This window comes from Sinorhizobium fredii USDA 257, from assembly GCF_000265205.3.
GTDB classification, from domain to species: domain Bacteria; phylum Pseudomonadota; class Alphaproteobacteria; order Rhizobiales; family Rhizobiaceae; genus Sinorhizobium; species Sinorhizobium fredii_B.
In genome coordinates, this window is the sequence record NC_018000.1 from 6,241,346 (window position 1) to 6,260,871 (window position 19,526).

22 protein-coding genes are annotated in these 19,526 nt (G+C 64.2%); 15 read left to right on the top strand and 7 right to left on the bottom strand.

Features of this window, described 5'->3' with window-relative positions:
- Positions 1–155: 155 nt before the first annotated feature.
- The 6 genes from mepA to USDA257_RS29230 all read left to right on the top strand — a co-directional run bounded on the left by mepA (position 156) and on the right by USDA257_RS29230 (position 6,312).
- Positions 156–1,223: a penicillin-insensitive murein endopeptidase gene (mepA, locus tag USDA257_RS29205; RefSeq protein ID WP_014766592.1), complete on the top strand. Its 1,068-nt coding sequence runs from the start codon at positions 156–158 to the stop codon at positions 1,221–1,223.
- A gap of 145 nt (positions 1,224–1,368) precedes the next feature.
- The gene (locus tag USDA257_RS29210; protein WP_014330524.1) at positions 1,369–1,749 is read left to right on the top strand and encodes a methylglyoxal synthase; all 381 of its coding nucleotides are present in this window, start codon (positions 1,369–1,371) and stop codon (positions 1,747–1,749) included.
- 42 nt (positions 1,750–1,791) lie between these two features.
- A complete protein-coding gene (locus tag USDA257_RS29215) occupies positions 1,792–2,811 on the top strand; it encodes a glucokinase (protein WP_014766593.1) in 1,020 nt (339 codons plus the stop codon).
- Between the two features lie 198 nt (positions 2,812–3,009).
- Complete coding sequence (locus USDA257_RS29220) at positions 3,010–4,812, top strand: ABC transporter ATP-binding protein (RefSeq protein ID WP_014766594.1); 1,803 nt, start codon at positions 3,010–3,012, stop codon at positions 4,810–4,812.
- A gap of 18 nt (positions 4,813–4,830) precedes the next feature.
- Positions 4,831–5,649 carry a 4-hydroxy-tetrahydrodipicolinate reductase gene (dapB, locus tag USDA257_RS29225; RefSeq protein ID WP_014766595.1) on the top strand — a complete coding sequence of 273 codons (819 nt, stop codon included), beginning with the start codon at positions 4,831–4,833 and terminating at the stop codon, positions 5,647–5,649.
- Between the two features lie 27 nt (positions 5,650–5,676).
- Entirely contained in the window at positions 5,677–6,312 is a 636-nt protein-coding gene (locus USDA257_RS29230) for a 2,3-bisphosphoglycerate-dependent phosphoglycerate mutase (protein ID WP_014766596.1), read from the top strand.
- Between the two features lie 54 nt (positions 6,313–6,366).
- Here the strand turns inward: USDA257_RS29230 and USDA257_RS29235 are convergent, their stop codons facing one another.
- Both USDA257_RS29235 and USDA257_RS29240 read right to left on the bottom strand, forming a co-directional pair.
- Positions 6,367–7,239 (bottom strand): methylated-DNA--[protein]-cysteine S-methyltransferase, encoded by an 873-nt coding sequence (locus USDA257_RS29235; RefSeq protein ID WP_014766597.1) that lies wholly within the window; start codon positions 7,237–7,239, stop codon positions 6,367–6,369.
- Between the two features lie 64 nt (positions 7,240–7,303).
- A complete protein-coding gene (locus USDA257_RS29240) occupies positions 7,304–7,801 on the bottom strand; it encodes a DUF2244 domain-containing protein (protein WP_014766598.1) in 498 nt (165 codons plus the stop codon).
- A 22-nt stretch (positions 7,802–7,823) separates the two neighbouring features.
- On the opposite strand from USDA257_RS29240, the gene nth reads away from it, so the two are divergent.
- Entirely contained in the window at positions 7,824–8,600 is a 777-nt protein-coding gene (gene nth / locus USDA257_RS29245) for an endonuclease III (RefSeq protein ID WP_041414821.1), read from the top strand.
- A gap of 21 nt (positions 8,601–8,621) precedes the next feature.
- Here nth and USDA257_RS29250 read toward each other — a convergent pair whose 3' ends face one another.
- Positions 8,622–9,215 carry a TetR/AcrR family transcriptional regulator gene (locus tag USDA257_RS29250; RefSeq protein WP_014766600.1) on the bottom strand — a complete coding sequence of 198 codons (594 nt, stop codon included), beginning with the start codon at positions 9,213–9,215 and terminating at the stop codon, positions 8,622–8,624.
- Positions 9,216–9,282: 67 nt separating this feature from the next.
- Here USDA257_RS29250 and USDA257_RS29255 point away from each other — a divergent pair, with 67 nt between their 5' ends.
- The 3 genes from USDA257_RS29255 (at position 9,283) to USDA257_RS29265 (ending at position 11,351) form a co-directional block, all read left to right on the top strand.
- Positions 9,283–9,708 carry a VOC family protein gene (locus USDA257_RS29255; protein WP_014766601.1) on the top strand — a complete coding sequence of 142 codons (426 nt, stop codon included), beginning with the start codon at positions 9,283–9,285 and terminating at the stop codon, positions 9,706–9,708.
- 81 nt (positions 9,709–9,789) lie between these two features.
- Positions 9,790–10,782, top strand: coding sequence for an adenosine kinase (locus USDA257_RS29260; RefSeq protein ID WP_041414823.1), 993 nt, complete (start codon positions 9,790–9,792; stop codon positions 10,780–10,782).
- Between the two features lie 47 nt (positions 10,783–10,829).
- Positions 10,830–11,351, top strand: coding sequence for an AAA family ATPase (locus tag USDA257_RS29265; protein WP_014766603.1), 522 nt, complete (start codon positions 10,830–10,832; stop codon positions 11,349–11,351).
- 72 nt (positions 11,352–11,423) lie between these two features.
- On the opposite strand, the gene USDA257_RS29270 is transcribed toward USDA257_RS29265, so the two are convergent.
- Entirely contained in the window at positions 11,424–11,963 is a 540-nt protein-coding gene (locus USDA257_RS29270) for an SH3 domain-containing protein (RefSeq protein ID WP_370057336.1), read from the bottom strand.
- 298 nt (positions 11,964–12,261) lie between these two features.
- Here USDA257_RS29270 and USDA257_RS29275 point away from each other — a divergent pair, with 298 nt between their 5' ends.
- On the top strand, positions 12,262–13,266 hold the full coding sequence (locus USDA257_RS29275) for a 2-hydroxyacid dehydrogenase (protein WP_014766605.1): 1,005 nt from the start codon (positions 12,262–12,264) through the stop codon (positions 13,264–13,266).
- A 108-nt stretch (positions 13,267–13,374) separates the two neighbouring features.
- Here the strand turns inward: USDA257_RS29275 and USDA257_RS29280 are convergent, their stop codons facing one another.
- Genes USDA257_RS29280 through recF form a run of 3 tightly spaced genes read right to left on the bottom strand, consistent with a single transcriptional unit; the run spans position 13,375 to position 15,802 of the window.
- Positions 13,375–13,848, bottom strand: coding sequence for a GNAT family N-acetyltransferase (locus USDA257_RS29280; RefSeq protein WP_014766606.1), 474 nt, complete (start codon positions 13,846–13,848; stop codon positions 13,375–13,377).
- A 7-nt stretch (positions 13,849–13,855) separates the two neighbouring features.
- Entirely contained in the window at positions 13,856–14,617 is a 762-nt protein-coding gene (moeB, locus tag USDA257_RS29285) for a molybdopterin-synthase adenylyltransferase MoeB (RefSeq protein ID WP_014766607.1), read from the bottom strand.
- 60 nt (positions 14,618–14,677) lie between these two features.
- A complete protein-coding gene (gene recF / locus USDA257_RS29290) occupies positions 14,678–15,802 on the bottom strand; it encodes a DNA replication/repair protein RecF (RefSeq protein WP_014766608.1) in 1,125 nt (374 codons plus the stop codon).
- Between the two features lie 309 nt (positions 15,803–16,111).
- Between recF and USDA257_RS29295 the strand changes: the two genes are divergently transcribed.
- From USDA257_RS29295 to USDA257_RS29310, 4 genes are all read left to right on the top strand, one after another.
- Positions 16,112–16,756, top strand: a complete 645-nt coding sequence (locus USDA257_RS29295; RefSeq protein WP_041414826.1) for a DUF47 domain-containing protein — start codon at positions 16,112–16,114, stop codon at positions 16,754–16,756.
- On the top strand, positions 16,756–17,760 hold the full coding sequence (locus tag USDA257_RS29300) for an inorganic phosphate transporter (RefSeq protein WP_014766610.1): 1,005 nt from the start codon (positions 16,756–16,758) through the stop codon (positions 17,758–17,760). Before USDA257_RS29295 ends, USDA257_RS29300 begins: the two co-directional genes overlap by 1 nt.
- Positions 17,761–17,900: 140 nt before the next feature.
- A complete protein-coding gene (locus USDA257_RS29305; protein ID WP_014766611.1) occupies positions 17,901–18,536 on the top strand; it encodes a DUF1326 domain-containing protein in 636 nt (211 codons plus the stop codon).
- A gap of 4 nt (positions 18,537–18,540) precedes the next feature.
- Complete coding sequence (locus USDA257_RS29310) at positions 18,541–19,428, top strand: DUF2182 domain-containing protein (protein WP_014766612.1); 888 nt, start codon at positions 18,541–18,543, stop codon at positions 19,426–19,428.
- Positions 19,429–19,526 lie beyond the last annotated feature (98 nt).

Here is a 19,526-nt window from a genome sequence, read left to right on the forward strand (position 1 = left end):
CCAAATCAGGGCAATTGACAGGGTCTGCCCCAAATCAGGCGAAATTTTTGAGTCACATCAGGGTGAGTCGCAAGGCTGATGCAACCGCGGCGAATCAGTATAGGAGCCGGCGGGATTTGCCCGCATGTTTCGCGTCGCTGCCGATGGGGGATGGAATGGGATTTGACACGAGTGCTGCGCTTCGACGCTGCGGCGCTGGGCTCTTGGCCCTGGCCGTGAGCGCGGGCCTGCTGACGACCGACGCCGCGTCGGGGGACGGCACGCCCGCCAAGGAGCTCTTCGGCGCAAAGGCGTTGCCGACCGAGGCGGCGCCGACGTCTTACGGCTTCTACTCCAAGGGTTGCCTGGCCGGCGGTATCGCTATCCCCACCGATGGCCCGACCTGGCAGGCGATGCGCCTGTCGCGCAACCGGCGCTGGGGGCATCCTGAGATGATCGCGTTAATCGAGCGCCTCTCCCACGATGCGGCCGAAAGGATTGGCTGGCCCGGCCTTCTGCTCGGTGATATCTCGCAGCCGCGCGGCGGCCCGATGCTGTCGGGCCATGCCTCGCACCAGATCGGGCTCGACGCCGATATCTGGTTGACGCCGATGCCGCAGAGGACGCTCAGCTATCAGGAGCGCGAATCGATTTCCGCGACCTCCATGCTCGACAAGAGCAAGTTCCTGACGATCGACCGGTCCGTGTGGACCCCCGCCCATGCGCGGCTGATCATGATGGCGGCGAGCTACCCCGACGTCGAGCGCGTCTTCGTCAACCCGGCCATCAAGAAGAAGCTCTGCGACACCTGGCGTGGCGATCGCGCAGCACTCGGCAAGGTGCGGCCGATCTACGGCCACGACTACCATTTCCACATTCGCATCAAGTGCCCGGCCGGCTCGCAGGGCTGCAAGGACCAGGCCGCGGTGCCGGCCGGCGACGGCTGCGACAAGTCGCTCGCCTGGTGGTTTACCGACACGCCCTGGGCAAAGCCGAAGAAGAAACCCGGCGAGAAGCCGCCAAAGCCGAAATTTGCGATGCTCGGCGACCTGCCGAAGGCCTGCGCCCTCGTGCTGAACGGCCCCGCGCCGGGCTCCGAACAGCAGGCGACCTACGGCACGGCCTATCGGGCTCCTGCCGCCATTCCCGCCGCGGCGACGAGCATCGAAGCGGTCATCGGCGCCGCGGCCGAAGCGCCGCTCGCCAATATCCCGGTGCCGCTGCCGCGCCCCGCCCTCCAATAACCACCAGGAAAGGGCCCGCCCACAAGTGTCTTTGCAATTTCGCGGCACTCATGTATAGGCCGTTCAAATCGATTTAAATCCGGACTGGAGTGTGATCGCGCCGTGCTTTCTGCTCCGGTCCACGAGAGCTTGCCGGGGACGCCGCATGGCAGATCGCAAATGTCTCGCCCTGATCGCCCATGATCAGAAGAAGGATGACCTCGCGGCCTTCGCCAAGGCGCACGAGGCGACGCTTTCCGGTTGGAAGATCGTTGCGACCGGAACGACCGGCGGCCGCGTTCTCGACGCCTGCCCCGGCCTCGACGTCACGCGGCTGAAAAGCGGTCCGCTCGGCGGCGACCAGCAGATCGGTGCGTTGATCGCCACCGGCGACGTGGACTGCCTTATCTTCTTCGTCGATCCGCTGACCGCCATGCCCCACGACGTCGACGTCAAGGCGCTGATGCGGCTGGCGATCGTCTACGATATTCCGATGGCGCTCAATCGCGCGACCGCCGAGCAGTTGATCGACTTCAGGCGCAACTGATACATCTCAGGAAATTCATGCCGCGATCAGGACGGACCTGCCATGCCCAGTGCGAGTGAACACAGTTTCTCCTTTCCGATATTGATCGGCGATATCGGTGGCACCAACGCCCGTTTCGCATTGCTCGTCGATGCAGCTTCCGAGCTCCTGCAACTGCCGCCCGTCAAGACGGGTGACTTCGCGACTATCGAAGAAGCGCTGCAGAAGAGCATTCTCGACCAGATCGCCGAAAAACCGCGCTCGGCGATCCTCGCCGTGGCAGGGCCGATCAAGAGCGACGAGATTCCGCTAACCAACGCCGGCTGGGTTATCCGGCCGAAGGACATGCTGGCGCGGCTCGGACTGGAAGACGTGCTGGTCATCAACGACTTCGAGGCGCAGGCGCTCGCCATTGCCGCGCCGGCCGACCAGGACGTCGTGCAGATCGGCGGTGGCAGCGTGCGGCCGCGGAGTTCCCGCGTGGTGCTCGGCCCCGGCACCGGGCTCGGCGTCGCCGGCCTCGTCTTCGCGCAGGACACCTGGATTCCCGTTCCGGGCGAAGGCGGCCATGTCGACATCGGACCGCGCAGCGAACGCGATTTCCGCATATGGCCGTTCCTCGATCCAATCGAGTGCCGCATGGCGGGAGAGCAGATCCTTTGCGGCCGCGGCATCATGAATCTCTACCGCGCCGTCTGCGCGGCCGATGGCGTCGAGCCGTCGCTGAAGGATCAGGCGGAGGTGACGACCAGGGCGCTTTCCGGGCAAGACCCGGCGGCGGTCGAGACAGTGTCGCTGTTCTGCACCTATCTGGGCCGCGTTGCCGGCGACATGGCGCTGATCTTCATGGCGCGCGGCGGAGTCTTCCTGGCCGGCGGTATTTCGCAGAAGATATTGTCGGCCCTGATGAAGCCGGAATTCCGCGCCGCCTTCGAGGACAAGGCGCCGCACTCGGCGCTGATGCGATCGATTCCCACTTTTGCGGTGGTTCATCCGATGGCGGCGCTTTCCGGGCTTGCCGCCTTCGCACGCGCGCCGCGAGATTTCGGTGTTGCAATGGAGGGACGGCGCTGGAGAAGCTGAACGCGCCGGTCGACGCAAAGACTCGCCAAAAAGGCTTCGAGCCACTATAGAGCGCCCGACAGGTGGTGCAGCCACAACAGGGGACAGCGCCGCGCGTCTGTTCAGACGCGCAAAGCTCGCTGTAGTACTTTGAATAGCTGCATGATTCCTTCAATCAATTTCGATTTAAGGAATCACGCGTTAGGGAAGACGGGCTTTTTGAACGCCAGGGACAGACAACAGCGCACGGTCGACTCCGAGACGATCACCGGAATCCTGCGACGCGTCATCGCCGAAAACGGCCGCGACCACATCCGCGGCTATGCCTTTGCCATCGCCTGCCTCGTCGTGGTGGCGGCCACGACGGGTTTCACGGCCTGGATCATGGAAACGGTGATCAACGAGGCCTTCGCCAACCGGCGGGCCGATATCGTCCTGGCGATCTGCGGCGCCATCTTCGCCGCCTTCGTGCTGCGCGGCCTGGCGACCTACGGCCAGGCGGTGGCGCTCTCGAAGATCGGCAACAACATCGTGGCGCGCTATCAGCGCCGGCTTTACGCGCACCTGATGGCGCTCAGCGTCGGCTATTTCCACGAGCATCGCTCGGCGCAGCTTGCCGCCAAGGTCAGCCAGAACGTCAGCGGCATCCGCGACGTGCTCAACATGACGGTCACCTCGATCGCCCGGGATTTCCTGACCCTGGTCGGCCTGGTCGGCGTCATGTTCAGCAAGGACTGGCTGCTGTCGCTGATCGTGTTCTTCGTCGCGCCGCCGCTGCTGCTCGGCCTGCGCTATATTTCCAAGCGCTTGCGGCTGGCGACCCGCGAGGCGGTCGAGGTCAACAGCCGCGTCCTCGGCGCGATGCAGGAGACCATCCAGGGGATCACAATCGTCAAGGCCTTCACGATGGAGAACGAACTGCGCCGCAAGGTCGAGACGATCATCGAGCGGGCCGAGAACCGCGCCAACCGCATCGCACGGCTGAGCGAGCGCACCGCGCCGATGACGGAGACCTTTGCCGGCCTGGCGATCTCCAGCGTACTCGCCTATTCCGCCTTCCGCTCGATCTACGGCAACGTGCCGCCGGGCGCGTTCTTCGCCTTCGTCACCGCGCTGCTGATGGCCTATGACCCGGCGCGCCGCCTGGCGCGGCTGCAGGTGTCGCTGGAGCGCGCCGCCGTCAACGCCCGGATGATCTACGAAATCCTCGACACGGTTCCGCATCAGCGCGACCGCCCCGACGCCACCGAGCTGAAGCTCGGCGAGGCGACGGTCGAACTGCGCGACGTGCGCTTCGCCTATGGCAACGGCGAGGAGATCCTCAAAGGTGTCAGCTTCCGTGCCGAAGGCGGCAAGACGACGGCGCTGGTCGGCCCGTCCGGGGCCGGCAAGTCGACGATCATCAGCCTCATCCCGCGCTTCTACGATCCGCTGGCGGGGCAGATCCTCATCGACGGCCAGGACATTGCCGGCGTCACCAAGCAGTCGCTGCGCAACGGCCTCGCCTATGTCTCGCAGCAGCCGTATCTCTTCGAAGGCTCGATCCGCGACAACATCCGCTACGGCCGGCCGGACGCCACCGACGCCGAGATCGAGGAGGCCGCCCGCCTCGCCTATGCGCATGACTTCATCCTGGCGCAGCCTGAGGGCTACGACACGCCGGTCGGCGAACATGGGATCACCCTTTCCGGCGGCCAGCGCCAGCGGCTGTCGATCGCCCGTGCGCTGGTCCGCAACGCGCCGATCCTCTTTCTCGACGAGGCGACCTCGGCGCTCGACACCGAATCGGAAGCCGCCGTCCAGAAGGCCCTCGAACAGGCAATGAGCGGGCGCACCGTGATCGTCATCGCCCACCGACTGTCGACCGTCGTCAACGCCGACAAGATCGTCGTCCTGAAGGACGGCACGGTGATCGAGGAGGGGTCGCACGAGGAACTTGCACGGCGGCCGGACGGTCTCTACGCTCGCCTCCACAATCTCCAGGGCAGCGCGGACGCCGCCGTCGGCGCCCAAATCCTATAAGAACGAGGAAATTCGACGATGAGCGAAACGGACATGAAGCTCGTGGTGGTCGGTGCGGCCGGCCGGATGGGCCAGACGCTCATCCGCATCGTCCACAGCATGGCCGGCGTGCGTCTTCACGCCGCCGTCGGGCGGCCCGGTTCGCCCTTCATCGGCCGCGATGCGGGCGAATTGGCAGGTCTCGGGCCGATCGGCGTCCCCGTCACCGACAAGCCCCTCGAAGCGTTCCTTGATGCCGAAGGCGTGCTCGATTTCACCTCGCCGCCGACCTCCGTCGAATTCGCCGGTCTTGCCGCCCAGGCGCGCATCGTCCACGTCGTCGGCACGACCGGGTGCTCGGCGGACGACGAGGCGAAGATCCTTGCCGCCGCCCGCCACGCCCGCATCATCAAGTCGGGCAATATGAGCCTCGGCGTCAACCTGCTCGGCGTTCTCACGGAAAAGGCGGCGCGCGCGCTTCCGGCCGCCAACTGGGATATCGAGATCCTCGAAATGCACCACAAGCACAAGGTCGACGCGCCCTCCGGCACGGCGCTGCTGCTCGGGGAGTCGGCCGCAAAGGGCCGCGGCATCGACCTTGCGGCCCATTCCGTCCGGGTGCGCGACGGCCATACCGGCCCGCGTCCCGAAGGGGCGATCGGCTTTGCGACGCTGCGCGGCGGCTCGGTCATCGGCGAGCACTCGGTGATGCTTGCGGGCGAGGGCGAGATGGTGACGCTCTCGCACAGCGCCACCGACCGCTCGATCTTCGCGCGCGGCGCCGTCGCGGCGGCCCTCTGGGGCCGCGGCCAGAAGCCGGGTTTCTATTCGATGCTCGATGTTCTCGGGCTTAACTGACACGTAAAACCTCAAGAGGAAATCGAAATGAGCGGCACTCTCGTCCTCGTCCGGCACGGCCAGAGCGAATGGAACCTGAAGAACCTTTTCACCGGCTGGCGCGATCCGGACCTGACCGAACTCGGCGTCGAGGAGGCAAAGGCCGGCGGCAAGGCGCTTGCCGAATACGGCATAAAATTCGATGTCGCCTTCACCTCCGTGCTGGTCCGTGCCCAGCGCACCTGCCAGATGGTGCTCGACGCCGTCGGCCAGTCCTCGCTCGAAACGATCTGCGACCAGGCACTCAACGAGCGCGACTATGGCGACCTCTCCGGTCTCAACAAGGACGATGCCCGCGCCAAATGGGGCGAGGAGCAGGTCCATGTCTGGCGCCGCTCCTATGACGTGCCGCCGCCCGGCGGCGAGAGCCTGCGCGATACCGGCGCCCGCGTCTGGCCCTACTACCTGACCGAAATCCTGCCGCGTGTGCTGTCCGGCGAGAAGGTGCTGGTCGCAGCCCACGGCAATTCGCTGCGATCTCTGGTGATGGTGCTCGACCGCTTGACCAAGGAGCAGGTCCTGAACCTCAACCTCGCCACCGGCGTACCGATGGTCTACAAGCTCAAGGCGGATTCCACCGTTGTTTCCAAGGAAGTGCTCGGCGACATGTCGGGCGCGCACTGAGCCCCCGACACCTGCATGCAAGCAAAAGGGGCGCGGCGGCGCCCCTTTTTTGTTTCATGCTTTCCCGGCTTCCCACCCCAGGATCGCCCGCTTTCGCGTCAGCCCCCAATGGTAGCCGGTAAGCTCGCCGCCCTTGCCGAGCGCCCGGTGGCAGGGCACGACGAAGGAGATCGGATTGCGTCCGACCGCAGCGCCGACGGCGCGCGATGCCGTGGGCTGGCCGATTTCACCGGCGATCTTCGAATAGGTCGTGGCCTTGCCGAGCGGGATGTTCAACAGCGCCTGCCAGACCCGGATCTGGAAATCCGAGCCGATCAGCACGATGTTGAGCGGCTCGTCGGCGCACCAGCGCTCCGGGTTGAAGATGCGTGCCGCATAGCGTGCGGTCGCCGCGCTGTCCTCCCGATAGGTGGCGTTCGGCCAGCGGCGGGACATGTCCTCGAAGCTCGCACGCTCCTCGCCGGCATCGGCGAAGGCAAGGCCTGCGAGGCCGCGGTCGGTGACCATCACCAGCGCCGTGCCGAAGGGGGAGGGGTGGAAGCCGTAGCGGATCGTCAGGCCGGTGCCGCGGGCCTTCCACTCGCCGGGCGACATCGCCTCATGGGTGACGAACAGGTCGTGCAGCCGCCCGGGTCCGGAGAGCCCGACCTCGATGCTGGTCTCGAGCAGCGGCATGTCCTCCTGCCGCAGCAGCCGCTTGGCATGGTCGAGGGTCACCGCCTGCAGGAAGGCCTTTGGCGAAAGCCCGGCCCAGCGGGTGAAGACCTTCTGAAGCTGCGTCGGCGATTGGCGTAACCGCCGGGCGATCGTTTCGAGCGACGGCTGGTCGCGGTAATCCTCCGTCAGCATCTCGATGACGTGCCGCACCGTATCGTAGTCGGTGCCGTCCGGGGTGATGTCGGTGGGAATGGTTGTCACGACGTTCATGGATCATCTCCTGTCATGCCGCAGGAAACCATGCGGGCGGAGGGATAACCACCCGTTTCTTGATTCATCTCGACCGGGCCGTGGCCAGGGCGCGGGAGAAGGCGAGCGCGAAGGTTTCGCGATCGTCGCGGTTGAGAAAGGAACCGACATCCGTCTGCCGGCCGCCGCCGCTGATCTTCATCGAGACGATACCAATCTCCTGGTGGCGCTTGATGCTGAAACGCGCCCAGAAGGGATTGAAGCGCAGCTCGGTCATCCGCCCCGACGGCGTGTACTTCTTCACCGACACGTCGGTACGCGAGACGCTGACCTCCTCGCGGGCGCGCGCCGAATGATAATTGAGCCAGAAGGCACCGAGGAGCAGCACGAAATCGAGGCCGAAGAAAAATACGATCGGCCAGGCGCCGATGACCAGGAACACGAAGACATGCATCGCGCTCATCGCACCGGCGATCATCAGCAGGATCTTAAAGCCCCTGAAGCCGAGCGAGCGGTAGGGGGTGAGCTCTGCCGCAAAGATCGGCTCGTCGTTGATGCTTGTCTCGGCGTTGCCTTCGGTCATACCCAATGACTATAGATGCAGCATGAAAAACGTGAAGCTCAAATTGTCGCCGGGATCCGCGAAACCGAAAGCGACGACGGCCGCCCGCGGAAACAAGCGGCAACGCAGTGTCTACAGCAAGGCGGAAATCGACGAGATCTTTCGGCGCTTCTCGGTTCAGCGGCCGGAGCCGAAGGGCGAACTCGAACACGTCAACGCCTTTACGCTGCTGGTGGCCGTCGCGCTTTCGGCGCAGGCGACCGATGCCGGTGTCAACAAGGCGACGCGGCCACTCTTTGCCGTTGCCGACACGCCTGAAAAGATGCTGGCGCTCGGCGAAGAAAAGCTGCGCGACGCCATCAAGACGATCGGCCTTTACCGCAACAAGGCGACGAATGTCATCGCGCTTAGCGAGAAGCTGCTCGCCGACTTCGGCAGCGAGGTGCCGAAGACGCGCGAGGAACTGATGACGCTGCCGGGGGTCGGGCGCAAGACCGCCAATGTGGTGCTGCAAATGGCCTTCGGCCAGTCGACAATCGCCGTCGACACGCATCTCTTCCGTATCGCCAATCGAATTCGGCTGGCGCCCGGCAAGACGCCGGACGAGGTCGAGGCCAATCTGATGCGGGTCATTCCGGAGAAATACCTCTACCACGCCCATCATTGGCTGATCCTGCACGGCCGCTACGTTTGCAAGGCCCGGCGGCCGGAATGCGAGCGCTGTATCATCGCCGATATCTGCAAGTCTCCGGAAAAGAGTTGCGACATCCCGGCGCCGCTCGTCGAGTTGCCGCCGCAGGCCGTTCCTGTCGCCGGCTGACTGTTGCACGCCTCTCGGGCGTCATCCGCCGATCAGCCCATCAATCAGCCTGCCCATGGCGTCGAGATAGGGGTCTCGCGCGGCGCCGGCGTCGATTTCGAGCGCTGCCCGGTCGAATGCGGCCGATAGCAGCACCGCCGTCGCCTTGAGGCTCGCTTCCTCGATCCGCCCTGGCGGCATCGCCGCCGCAAGGCCTTCCTGCAACGTCCGCCCTCCATGCGCCGCGTCGACGGCTGCGATCTCCGCAACGCCAAGGACGGCGGGGCCGTCAAGCAGCAACAGACGCACTCTCCCCGGTATCGACATGGCGTCGAAATAAGCGGACGCGCCCGCAAGCAACGCGTCTCGCGGCGAGTCTTGACCTCTGTCGGAACGTTCGATCGCTGCGGCGACCTCGCCCGCCTCCCGTTCGACGACGGCTCGAAACAGCGCCTTCTTGTCCTCGAAATGATGATAGAGCGCTCCGCGCGTCAGCCCCGCCGCAGCCACGATGTCAGGCGTTGCCGTGTCCGCATAACCTTTCGCGATGAAGAGGTCGCGCGCTCCCTCGAGGATGGCGGCGCGGGTCGTGTCTGAGCGTTGGCGATTCGAACGCCGGGGCTTTTCCTGTTGCATACATACAGCCTGTATGTTAATTATAGATGCATACAGATTGTATGATAATGATCAATGGAGGAAAAGCATGAAATCGACGAGCTACTATCCGGTGATCATGACGGCGGATGTGCGGGCGACCGCCGAGTTTTACGTGAAGCATTTTCGCTTCGAGCCGCTTTTCGTCAGCGACTGGTACATGCATTTGCAGTCGACCGAGGACGAGCATGTGACGCTTGCCGTTCTCGATTACCGTCATGAGACCGTGCCGGAGCAGCGCCGGGCACCCGTTCAGGGCCTGTTGCTGAATTTCGAAGTCGAAGATCCCGACCGGCTCTACACCGAGATTCGAGGTGCCGGGCTTCCCATTCTCAAGGCACTCTGCGATGAGGCGTTCGGCCAGCGCCATTTCATTACCGCCGATCCCAATGGCGTGATGATCGATGTCATCAAGCCGATCCCGCCAAGCGCCGACTTCGCCGACGCCTACGACGCGGCCGCTCTGCCAAGGTGATCGCGGCATATTTACGTCTTCCAAATGGCCGGAAAACCGCTATTAACGAACACCGGCCATTCAGGAAACCGGACGGAGCTCATGACGAAATTCGATGTACTGACGATCGGCAATGCGATCGTCGATATCATCGCGCGCTGCGATGACAGTTTTCTCGTGCACAACGGTATCATCAAGGGCGCGATGAACCTCATCGATGCGGAGCGGGCCGAGCTCCTCTATTCGCGCATGGGCCCGGCGGTCGAAGCTTCGGGCGGCAGCGCCGGCAACACCGCCGCCGGCGTTGCGAACCTCGGTGGGCGGGCGGCCTATTTCGGCAAGATTGCCAATGACCAGCTCGGCCAGATCTTCACCCACGACATCCGCGCCCAGGGCGTTCATTTTGAGACCCAGCCGCTCGAGAGCCTGCCGCCGACCGCGCGCTCGATGATCTTCGTCACCGAGGACGGCGAGCGCTCGATGAACACCTATCTCGGCGCCTGTGTCGAGCTCGGCCCGGAAGACGTCGAGGCCGACGTCGTCGCCCAATCGAGCGTCACCTATTTCGAGGGCTATCTCTGGGATCCGCCGCGCGCCAAGGACGCGATCCGCGAGGCAGCGAGAATTGCCCATGCCCATGGTCGCGAGACGGCGATGACGCTATCGGACAGTTTCTGCGTGCATCGCTACCGCGACGAGTTTCTCGACCTGATGCGCTCCGGCACCGTCGACATCGTCTTCGCCAACAAGCAGGAGGCACTGGCGCTTTACGAGACGGAGGATTTCGATCAGGCGCTTCGAATGCTTGCCAAGGATTGCAAGCTCGCCGCCGTGACCCTCAGCGAGGAAGGCTCGATCGTCGTGCGCGGCGAGGAACGGGTGCGCGTCGGCGCGACTGCGGTCGAGCAAGTGGTCGACACGACCGGCGCCGGCGACCTTTATGCGGCCGGCTTCCTCTACGGCTACACGGCCGGCCGTTCGCTCGAAGATTGCAGCAAGCTCGGCAACTTGGCGGCCGGTATCGTCATCGGCCAGATCGGCCCGCGCCCGATGATATCGCTCGCCAGCGCTGCCCGGGAGGCCGCCCTCGTCTGACGCATCTCGACTGAAAGTCGGTGTGAGAACAATCGAAAGCTCTGCTCATGCTCATCATTTTGGGCGGCTTACCGGGGACGGGGAAAACGACAATTGCTCGCGCCCTTGCGAGGCAACTGCATGCCGTGCATGTGCGAGTCGACACGATCGAGCAAAGCATTCGCGCTTCGGGCGGTCTAAACTCCGACATCGGGCCAGCAGGGTACGTAGCGGCTTATGGAGTGGCTAAAGACAATCTCACTCTCGACAATACCGTCATCGCTGATTCGGTAAACTGCCTCCGAGTAACCAGAGACGCGTGGCTGTCAGTCGCAGAGCGGTCGGGCAAATCGGCCATCGAGGTTGAGATCATATGCTCAGACAAAGTGGAGCATCGTCGGCGGGTAGAAACCCGGAAGACCGATGTACGGGGGCTGGCAAAACCAACGTGGGAAGAGATCACCAATCGAGTTTATGAAGATTGGATGCCGCGGCCACTCGTCATCGACACCGCGAAGAGGGGCGTGGATGAACTCGTCACCGATCTCATTTCGAAGTTAGGACTGATCAAAAAGTCGACCAAGTCATGACGTTCGACACGCCCGTTAGTTCTTAGGCGAACGCATAACTGGGGGCGAGCGTCCGTCGCTGGTCGGAGCGGCCTACTTGAAGGCTTCCCCCGGATAGGCGCCCCAGATTTCGCTTTGGGCGATCCAGCCTTCCACCCCTTGCGTCTCCGCATGGCACCAGTCGCCGTTGCACTCGCCGATATGTAGCAGCACGCCCGGCTGCATGCGGGCGATGATCGGCGCCGTGCTCTGTGGGTCGCGCCGGAGATTGACGAAGATCTCTTCACCCTTGCCGCGCATCCACGGTGCAGCAACGGCGGTGCGATCGCCGGAAAGCAGCGCCTGGTTGACCCAGCCCTCCGTGCCGTCGGCGTCTCGGATGCGGCGCCAGTTGTCGTATTCCTGAATGATCTCGACGGGAACGCCGGATCTCAGATAGCGGAAGGCGACCGCGTAATCGAGGCTCGGCCCGATTCTGAGATTGACGCTCCTGGACTTGAGGCTGACGAAGCGGGGGAGCGGCAGTCCGCTCGGGCCCTTTGCCGCCTGGGCAAAGGCGGCGGAATTCATGATGGCCGTTCCGAGGAACGCGGCCAGCAACAACTGAGAGGCTTTGGAAATGATGTGACGCATGACGAAGCCCATGTTCCGATCGTAAGCGAGGCCTTGCGGCGTCTCCACAGCGGTGGCCTTCTCAGACGCACAAAGCTCGCTGTAGCACTTTGAATTGCCGCATGTTCTAATCCTCGGGTCGTTTCCGATCCGGGGACGCACCCTGGAACGCGCCCGACCGGACGCGTGCCGCAAATCCTGGACCCGGACAGCGACTTTCAATTGTCTTCCCCACCGGGTCTGGTAGAAATTGCGGCTATAGGGAGAAAACTATCACCCAACTTGGTTAAGGACCCGTCAACGAGGGCCGCTCGCAGGAATGACAAGCAAGAAGAAGCCGACCGTCTATATCACCCGGAAACTGCCGGATGTCGTCGAAACCCGGATGCGCGAGCTTTTCGACGCAGAGCTCAACATCGACGATACGCCGCGCAGCCAGCCGGAGCTGGTTGCCGCGGTGAAAAGGATCGATGTGCTGGTGCCGACGGTGACGGACCGAATCGACGCCGCGCTGATCGAGCAGGCAGGCCCGCAATTGAAGCTCATCGCGGCCTTCTCGAACGGCGTCGACAACATCGACGTCGATACCGCCGCCCGCAAGGGAATCACCGTCACCAACACGCCGAACGTGCTGACCGAAGATACCGCCGACATGACCATGGCGCTCATCCTGGCGGTGCCCCGCCGGCTCGCCGAGGGTGCGCAGGTGCTGACCGACCGCAAGGGCGAATGGGCCGGGTGGTCGCCGACCTGGATGCTCGGCCGCCGCATCGCCGGCAAGCGGATCGGCATCGTCGGCATGGGGCGGATTGGGACAGCCGTCGCCCGCCGGGCCAAGGCCTTCGGCCTTTCGATCCACTATCACAACCGCCATCGCGTCAAGCGGGAGACCGAGGAGATGCTCGAGGCGACCTATTGGGACAGCCTCGACCAGATGCTCGCCCGCGTCGACATCGTTTCCGTCAATTGCCCGTCGACGCCGGCCACCTATCATCTGCTTTCGGCCCGCCGGCTGGCGCTGATGCGCCCCGACAGCTACATCGTCAACACCGCGCGCGGCGACGTGATCGACGAGACGGCAATGATCAAATGCCTGCGGGAGGGCAAGATTGCCGGCGCCGGTCTCGACGTCTTCGAGAATGAGCCGGCCGTCAACCCCAAGCTCATCAGGCTCGCCGGCGAAGGCAAGGTGGTGCTGCTGCCGCATATGAGCTCGGCGACACTCGAAGGCCGCATCGACATGGGCGACAAGGTGGTGATCAACATCCGCACCTTCTACGACGGTCATCGCCCGCCGGACCGGGTGCTGCCGGGGAGGGATTGAAGCTGAAATGAAAAAAGGTGGCTTTTGCCCCTCACCCTTCTCCTCTCCCCGCCTGCGGGGTGCCTGCGGGGAGAGGGGGCGACTATAGCCGCGGTTGCATGCGGCGCTTCAGGTCCAAAGCAGCTTCCGCATTTCGATCGAGGTCGGCCGCGTGAAACCGGGATGGGCGGATCGGCTCGTCTCGACGAAGCCCCAGGCTGCGAAGGTGGCGTGATTTTCCGTGAGCTCGATACGCGTCTGCAATCTCAGCACGGGCAGGCCGAAGTGACCGGCCGTCTCCTCCGCGGCGGCAAGCAGCCGGAGGCCGAGGCCCTTGCCCTGATGGGCCGGATCGATGGCCAGCTTGCCGATGTAAAGGCAGTCCGGCTCGGGCTTCACGAACACGCAACCGAGAAGCTCGCGACCAACGGCGATCACGAAGCCGATCTCGTCGTTGGATTTCCGACGCAAGGACTCGACCGTGAGTGCATGAGCGGAGGAGGGCGGATCGATCCGCCCATCCATATAGGCAAAGGATGTCAGGATCAGCGCCAGGAGCTCCTCGTAGCGATCGAAGCTCTGGTCGAGGCGACGCGTTTCCATCCTGTCTTCAAATCCGGCCGCGCCGATAGCGGATCGTGCTGAACGCGGCCGCGAGGCCGTCATAGAGCAGCAGGCGGCCGACGAGCGGTTCGCCGATACCGGTGATGAGCTTGATCGCTTCCATCGCCTGCAATGTGCCGATGACACCGGTTAGCGCCCCGACCACGCCGGCTTCGGCGCAGGCCGGCACCGCACCCGGCGGAGGCGGCGCCGGGAAGAGATCGCGGTAGGATGGGTTGGGGTGACCGTCGGCATCCGCCTCGTAGGGTTTCAACACCGTGACGGAGCCGTCGAAGCGTCCGACGGCGCCTGTGACGAGCGGGATCCGTGCCGCCTCCGCCGCATCCGCCGCCAGATAGCGCGTATCGAAATTGTCCGAACCGTCGACGATGAGGTCGTATTGCCGGAAGATCGCTTCGGCGTTCTCAGCTGAAATACGCTGCGGGTGCGGCGCGACCACCACAAGCGGGTTGAGGTCGGCGATCGCGGCGGCGGCGCTCTCGACCTTCGACCGGCCGATGTCGCTGGTGGCGTGGATGATTTGGCGCTGCAGGTTCGACAGCGAGACGGCGTCGTCATCGGCGATGCCGAGTTTTCCGACGCCCGCGGCGGCGAGATATTGCAGCACCGGCGCGCCGAGACCGCCCGCGCCAATGACGAGCACGCGCGCGGCCTTCAGCTTCTGCTGTCCGGCGCCGCCGATCTCAGGCAGCACGATATGGCGCGCATAGCGCGCGATTTCCGATGGATCGAGGGCTGCTGCGGTCATGTCCGTCTCCGTGGGGTTCCTGCCCGCGCCTCTTTTCGACGCGTTATGGAGGAGGGGATGTCACTCCGAAACGTGACCATTTGCAACGGTCAGATAGCGTGCCCGTTCACCGAGCGCCTCGAACATTGCCTGATCCGTTCCGGTCATGAAGGCTTGGCCGCCGAGTTCGTCGACGCGGTCGAAGAGCGCCGCCCGCCGTCCCTGATCGAGATGCGCGGCGATCTCATCGAGCAGGAGTATCGGCGCGTGGCCGGTCATGTCGCCGACGAGACGCGCATGGGCGAGCACCAGCCCGACGAGAAGGGCCTTCTGCTCGCCGGTCGAGCAGCGTTCCGCCTCCATGTCCTTTTCCCGATGGCGGATCATCAGGTCGCTGCGGTGCGGTCCATCGAGCGTTCGGCCCGCTGCCGCATCGCGGGCGCGGCCGTCCTTGAGCATCGAGAGATACTGCTCTTCGAGATCGTAGGCCGGCAGCCCTTGGCGATCGTCGAGAAATCCGGCGAGCGAGAGGCTGGCGGACGGGAAGGTGCCGCCGCCCTGGCTCCGCTCTACGAGTGCCGTCAACAGGCCGAGCATCTCCAATCGGGCAAGCGCCATCGACACGCCCAGGCCGGCCATTTCGCGCTCGATCGCGGTAAGCCAGGCGGGATCCGGCCGGAATTCGGAGAGCAGCCGGTTGCGGCTGCGCATCGCACGGTCGAATTCGCTGGCACGCCTGCCGTGCTCGGGATCGAGGGAGAGCACCAGCCGGTCGAGGAACCGCCGCCGGTCGGAGGATGGGCCGGTGAACAGGCCGTCCATCGCCGGCGTCAGCCAGAGCACGCGCAGATGATCGGTGAGTTCGTCGACGGTGCGGGCCGGCGTGCCGTTGAGTCTGAGGCGGCGGGCTTGCCCTTCCTCCGCGCCTGCCGTACCCGTGCCGATCTCCACCGGGCCTTCCATTCCCTCGACTGCGGCAAAAACCGAGAAGCCGTCACTTGCGCCGACCCGGGCGACATCCGCATAAGCGGCGCGTCGCAGGCCGCGGCCCGGCGAAAGAAACGAGATCGCCTCCATCAGGTTGGTCTTGCCCGCGCCGTTCTCGCCGGTCAGCACGACATGCCGCTGGTCGAGCTCGAGCGAGAGCGCCGCATAGTTGCGAAAGTCGTTGAGTTTCAGGCGGGTGAGAGAGACCTTGTGGGGCATTGCGGGTCCGAATTCGACGTGCCTGTGAGGTAGGACGAAAGCCGGGCCAAGGCAAGGCGAAAGGTTAATACGGTTTGGGTCGATTTCTGCCCCTCATTCCCCTGCCGCGACCTTCGCCCCGTAACGACGGCGAGAGGAGCCTTGCGGCGAGCGCCAAGCCCCGCGTGCTGGAGAGGGTTAGGTCCAATCGGGGGGCCTTTGTGGCAGAATCCGCTGTGGGAAAGCCTCTATTTTCGGACGCATCGGAACTTTCCCCCGCCGCGCAAGTGCAATATGACAGTTTTGTGACAATCGACAGTTGGATGAATGATGCTCGGCCTGTTTCGCAAGCTCCTCCCCCGTGAAGACCGGTTCTTCGATCTCTTCGAGCAGCATTCGCGCACTGTCATGGAGGCGGCGGAGGCGTTGAACGCGTTGCTTGCCGGCGGACCGGACATCGAGCGCCATTGCGATCGCATCGTCCAGCTCGAGGACGAGGCCGACGAGGTCACCCGAGAGGTCCTGCTTGCGGTGCGCCGCAGCTTCATCACGCCCTTCGATCGCGGCGATATCAAGGATCTCATCCAGTCGATGGACGATGCGATCGACATGATGCACAAGACGGTGAAGACCATCCGGCTCTACGAGCAGAAGAGCTTTGATCCCGGCATGCAGGCCATGGGCTTGGCGGTCGTCGAGGCCGCCCATCTCGTCGCCGAGGCTATTCCGCTCCTCAACCGGATCGGCGTCAATGCGCAACGCCTGAGCACGATCGCCGAAGAGGTCACCCGCGTCGAAGGCCGCTCCGACGAACTGCATGAGCAGGGCCTGAAGGACTTGTTCAAGCGCCATGGCAGCACCAATCCCATGGCCTATATCATCGGCAGCGAGATTTTTGGCGAGCTGGAAAAGGTCGTCGACCGCTTCGAGGATGTTGCCAACGAAATCAGCGGCATCGTGATCGAGAACGTCTGATGGACGCCACCCTCGCCTTCCCGCTGCTTGTGGGTCTCATCGGGGTTGCCCTATTTTTCGATTTCCTGAACGGATTGCACGACGCAGCCAATTCGATAGCGACGATCGTCTCGACGCGGGTGCTGCGACCGCAATATGCCGTCATGTGGGCGGCCTTCTTCAACTTCATCGCCTTCCTGTTCTTCGGCCTGCATGTGGCCGAGACGCTTGGGAAGGGGATCATCAATCCCGGCATCGTCACGCCCCAGGTCATCTTTGCGGCGCTGATCGGCGCGATCACCTGGAATATCCTGACATGGATATTCGGGATTCCGTCGAGCTCCTCGCACGCTCTCGTCGGCGGTCTCGTCGGCGCGGGCCTCGCCAAGGCCGGCTTCAGTTCCATCGTCTGGTCCGGTCTTCTGAAGACCGCCGGCGCCATCGTCATGTCGCCGGGGATAGGCTTCGTGCTGGCTCTCCTGCTGGTGCTGATCGTGTCCTGGCTGTTCGTGCGCCAGACGCCGTTTGCCGTCGACAACACCTTCCGAGGGCTGCAATTCGTGTCAGCCTCGCTCTATTCGCTCGGCCATGGCGGCAACGACGCGCAGAAAACCATGGGCATCATCGCCGTGCTCCTCTTTTCTCAGGGCTATCTCGGGCCGGAGTTCCACGTGCCCTTCTGGGTGGTCATCACCTGCCAGGCGGCGATCGCGCTCGGAACCCTTTTCGGGGGCTGGAGGATCGTCCACACCATGGGATCGAAGATCACCAAGCTCAATCCGATGCAAGGCTTCTGTGCCGAGACCGGCGGCGCCATCACGCTGTTTGCGGCAACCTGGCTCGGCATTCCGGTCTCGACGACCCACACGATCACCGGCGCCATCATCGGCGTCGGCTCGGCTCGGCGTGTCTCTGCCGTGCGCTGGGGCCTCGCCGGAAACATCGTCGTCGCCTGGGTGATCACGATGCCCGCCGCCGCGCTGATTTCTGCCCTCTCCTACTTCGCTGTCGACCTCGTCGGCTAAGGCGGCGGCATATCTTCACCCGAACTCGATCCGACTCGCCCTGAAATGGTGTGGCGCCGGGGCACCGCCGCGCCGTTGGCAGCCCTTCTGGCGGGGTGTATATTCCCATGGCCTAAGGGAATAGTCTCTGGGAGGGGACGATGGCGAACGTCAAATGGACGATCAAGGGCCGTGAATTCATTCATTGCAACTGTGCCTATGGTTGCCCCTGCCAGTTCAATGCCTTGCCGACGCACGGGCATTGCAGCGCCGTGGGGATGATCGAGATCGAGGAAGGCCATCACGGCGACACCCGCCTCGATGGCTTGAAGTGCGGAATGATCGTCGCCTGGCCCGGCGCCATCCATGAGGGCCGCGGCGAGGTCGTGCCGATCGTCGACGAGCGGGCGTCGGACATGCAGCGCGAAGCGCTGCTGCGCATCATGAGCGGGCAGGACACCGAACCCGGCGCCACCTTCTTCCAGGTGTTTTCGACGACCTTCGAAACGTTCCACGATCCGGTTTTCGCGCCGATCGACTTCGAGGTCGACATCGAAGGGCGGACGGCGCGCGTCAGCGTGCCGGGATGGATCGAGGCGCGCGGTGAGCCGATCCTCAATCCGGTAACGGGTGATAAGCACCGCGCCAGGCTCAACCTGCCGACCGGCTTCGAGTATGATACCTGCGAGGTGGGGCGCGGTTGGGCCGACACGGTCGGTACGCTGTCGCTGTCCCTGTCGGACTCGCACGCCCATTTCGCCAGGATCCACATGACCGAACGCGGAGTGGTGCACTGACACCATGACCGACACCACGCTCGAATCCCTCTTGCGCCGCGACCGGTCGATCGTCGCTGCGGCGATCGCCACGTTAGCGGCGGTCGCCTGGATCTATATTCTCTGGCTCGCGGCCAGCATGGACATGGGCGGCATGTCGATGCCCGAGACGGGAATGGATGCAACAATGCCCATGGACCCCGGCGTGGACATGGATATGGACATGCACATGGGAGGCGAGGCGAGGACCGGACCGCTCGACGCATTGCTGGGGATTTCGCCGCGTCCCTGGAGCCCGGTCGAGGCCACCTTCACCCTGACCATGTGGGTGGTGATGATGATCGGCATGATGCTTCCCTCAGCGTCGCCGATGATCCTTCTCTATGCCCGCGTCGGACGGCAAAGCCTCAGGGACGGCAAGCCCTTTGCCTCGGCCGGCTATTTCACCGCCGGCTACCTCATCGCCTGGACAGGTTTCGCACTGGTCGCCACGCTCGGACAATGGCTGATCGAAGGCACGCTGCTGACCCCGGCGCTGGCAAGCGCCAGTCGTGTCTTCAGCGGCATCGTGTTGATCGTGGCGGGACTTTACCAGTGGACGCCGCTCAAGGATGCCTGTTTGACGCAGTGCCAGGCGCCGATCGTCTTCCTGCAGAGACACGGCGGGTTCCGAAGCGATCCGGGTGGCGCCATGAGGCTCGGCTTCCGTCACGGTCTCTATTGCGTCGGCTGCTGCTGGGCGCTGATGGCACTCCTCTTCGTCGGCGGCATCATGAATGTGCTGTGGATCGCCGCGATCGCGCTCTTCGTGCTTGCCGAAAAGCTACTGCCGGTCGGTCGCCTCCTGTCGCGGCTCGCCGGTTCGGTGCTTATGGCCCTCGGCTTCTGGCAATTGGTGGCGGCGGTAACATAAGATGAGCACGGGCGGAGCACCGGCGATCCGGGCCCCTCGACTATGCCCCTCATCCGGCCCGCCGGCCACCTTCTCCCCGCAGGCGAGGCGAAGGGGAC

Coding starts and splice junctions, on each gene's coding strand:
- USDA257_RS29280 (WP_014766606.1), bottom strand. CDS start 13,848: ATGGAAACGCGTCGCCTCGACCAGAGCTTCGATCGCTACGAGGAGCTC.
- nth (WP_041414821.1), top strand. CDS start 7,824: ATGAAAAACGTGAAGCTCAAATTGTCGCCGGGATCCGCGAAACCGAAA.
- USDA257_RS29210 (WP_014330524.1), top strand. CDS start 1,369: ATGGCAGATCGCAAATGTCTCGCCCTGATCGCCCATGATCAGAAGAAG.
- moeB (WP_014766607.1), bottom strand. CDS start 14,617: ATGACCGCAGCAGCCCTCGATCCATCGGAAATCGCGCGCTATGCGCGC.
- USDA257_RS29310 (WP_014766612.1), top strand. CDS start 18,541: ATGACCGACACCACGCTCGAATCCCTCTTGCGCCGCGACCGGTCGATC.
- USDA257_RS29240 (WP_014766598.1), bottom strand. CDS start 7,801: ATGACCGAAGGCAACGCCGAGACAAGCATCAACGACGAGCCGATCTTT.
- recF (WP_014766608.1), bottom strand. CDS start 15,802: ATGCCCCACAAGGTCTCTCTCACCCGCCTGAAACTCAACGACTTTCGC.
- USDA257_RS29300 (WP_014766610.1), top strand. CDS start 16,756: ATGGACGCCACCCTCGCCTTCCCGCTGCTTGTGGGTCTCATCGGGGTT.
- USDA257_RS29275 (WP_014766605.1), top strand. CDS start 12,262: ATGACAAGCAAGAAGAAGCCGACCGTCTATATCACCCGGAAACTGCCG.
- USDA257_RS29295 (WP_041414826.1), top strand. CDS start 16,112: ATGCTCGGCCTGTTTCGCAAGCTCCTCCCCCGTGAAGACCGGTTCTTC.
- USDA257_RS29215 (WP_014766593.1), top strand. CDS start 1,792: ATGCCCAGTGCGAGTGAACACAGTTTCTCCTTTCCGATATTGATCGGC.
- USDA257_RS29255 (WP_014766601.1), top strand. CDS start 9,283: ATGAAATCGACGAGCTACTATCCGGTGATCATGACGGCGGATGTGCGG.
- USDA257_RS29265 (WP_014766603.1), top strand. CDS start 10,830: ATGCTCATCATTTTGGGCGGCTTACCGGGGACGGGGAAAACGACAATT.
- USDA257_RS29270 (WP_370057336.1), bottom strand. CDS start 11,963: ATGCGTCACATCATTTCCAAAGCCTCTCAGTTGTTGCTGGCCGCGTTC.
- mepA (WP_014766592.1), top strand. CDS start 156: ATGGGATTTGACACGAGTGCTGCGCTTCGACGCTGCGGCGCTGGGCTC.
- USDA257_RS29305 (WP_014766611.1), top strand. CDS start 17,901: ATGGCGAACGTCAAATGGACGATCAAGGGCCGTGAATTCATTCATTGC.
- USDA257_RS29230 (WP_014766596.1), top strand. CDS start 5,677: ATGAGCGGCACTCTCGTCCTCGTCCGGCACGGCCAGAGCGAATGGAAC.
- USDA257_RS29235 (WP_014766597.1), bottom strand. CDS start 7,239: ATGAACGTCGTGACAACCATTCCCACCGACATCACCCCGGACGGCACC.
- USDA257_RS29250 (WP_014766600.1), bottom strand. CDS start 9,215: ATGCAACAGGAAAAGCCCCGGCGTTCGAATCGCCAACGCTCAGACACG.
- dapB (WP_014766595.1), top strand. CDS start 4,831: ATGAGCGAAACGGACATGAAGCTCGTGGTGGTCGGTGCGGCCGGCCGG.
- USDA257_RS29260 (WP_041414823.1), top strand. CDS start 9,790: ATGACGAAATTCGATGTACTGACGATCGGCAATGCGATCGTCGATATC.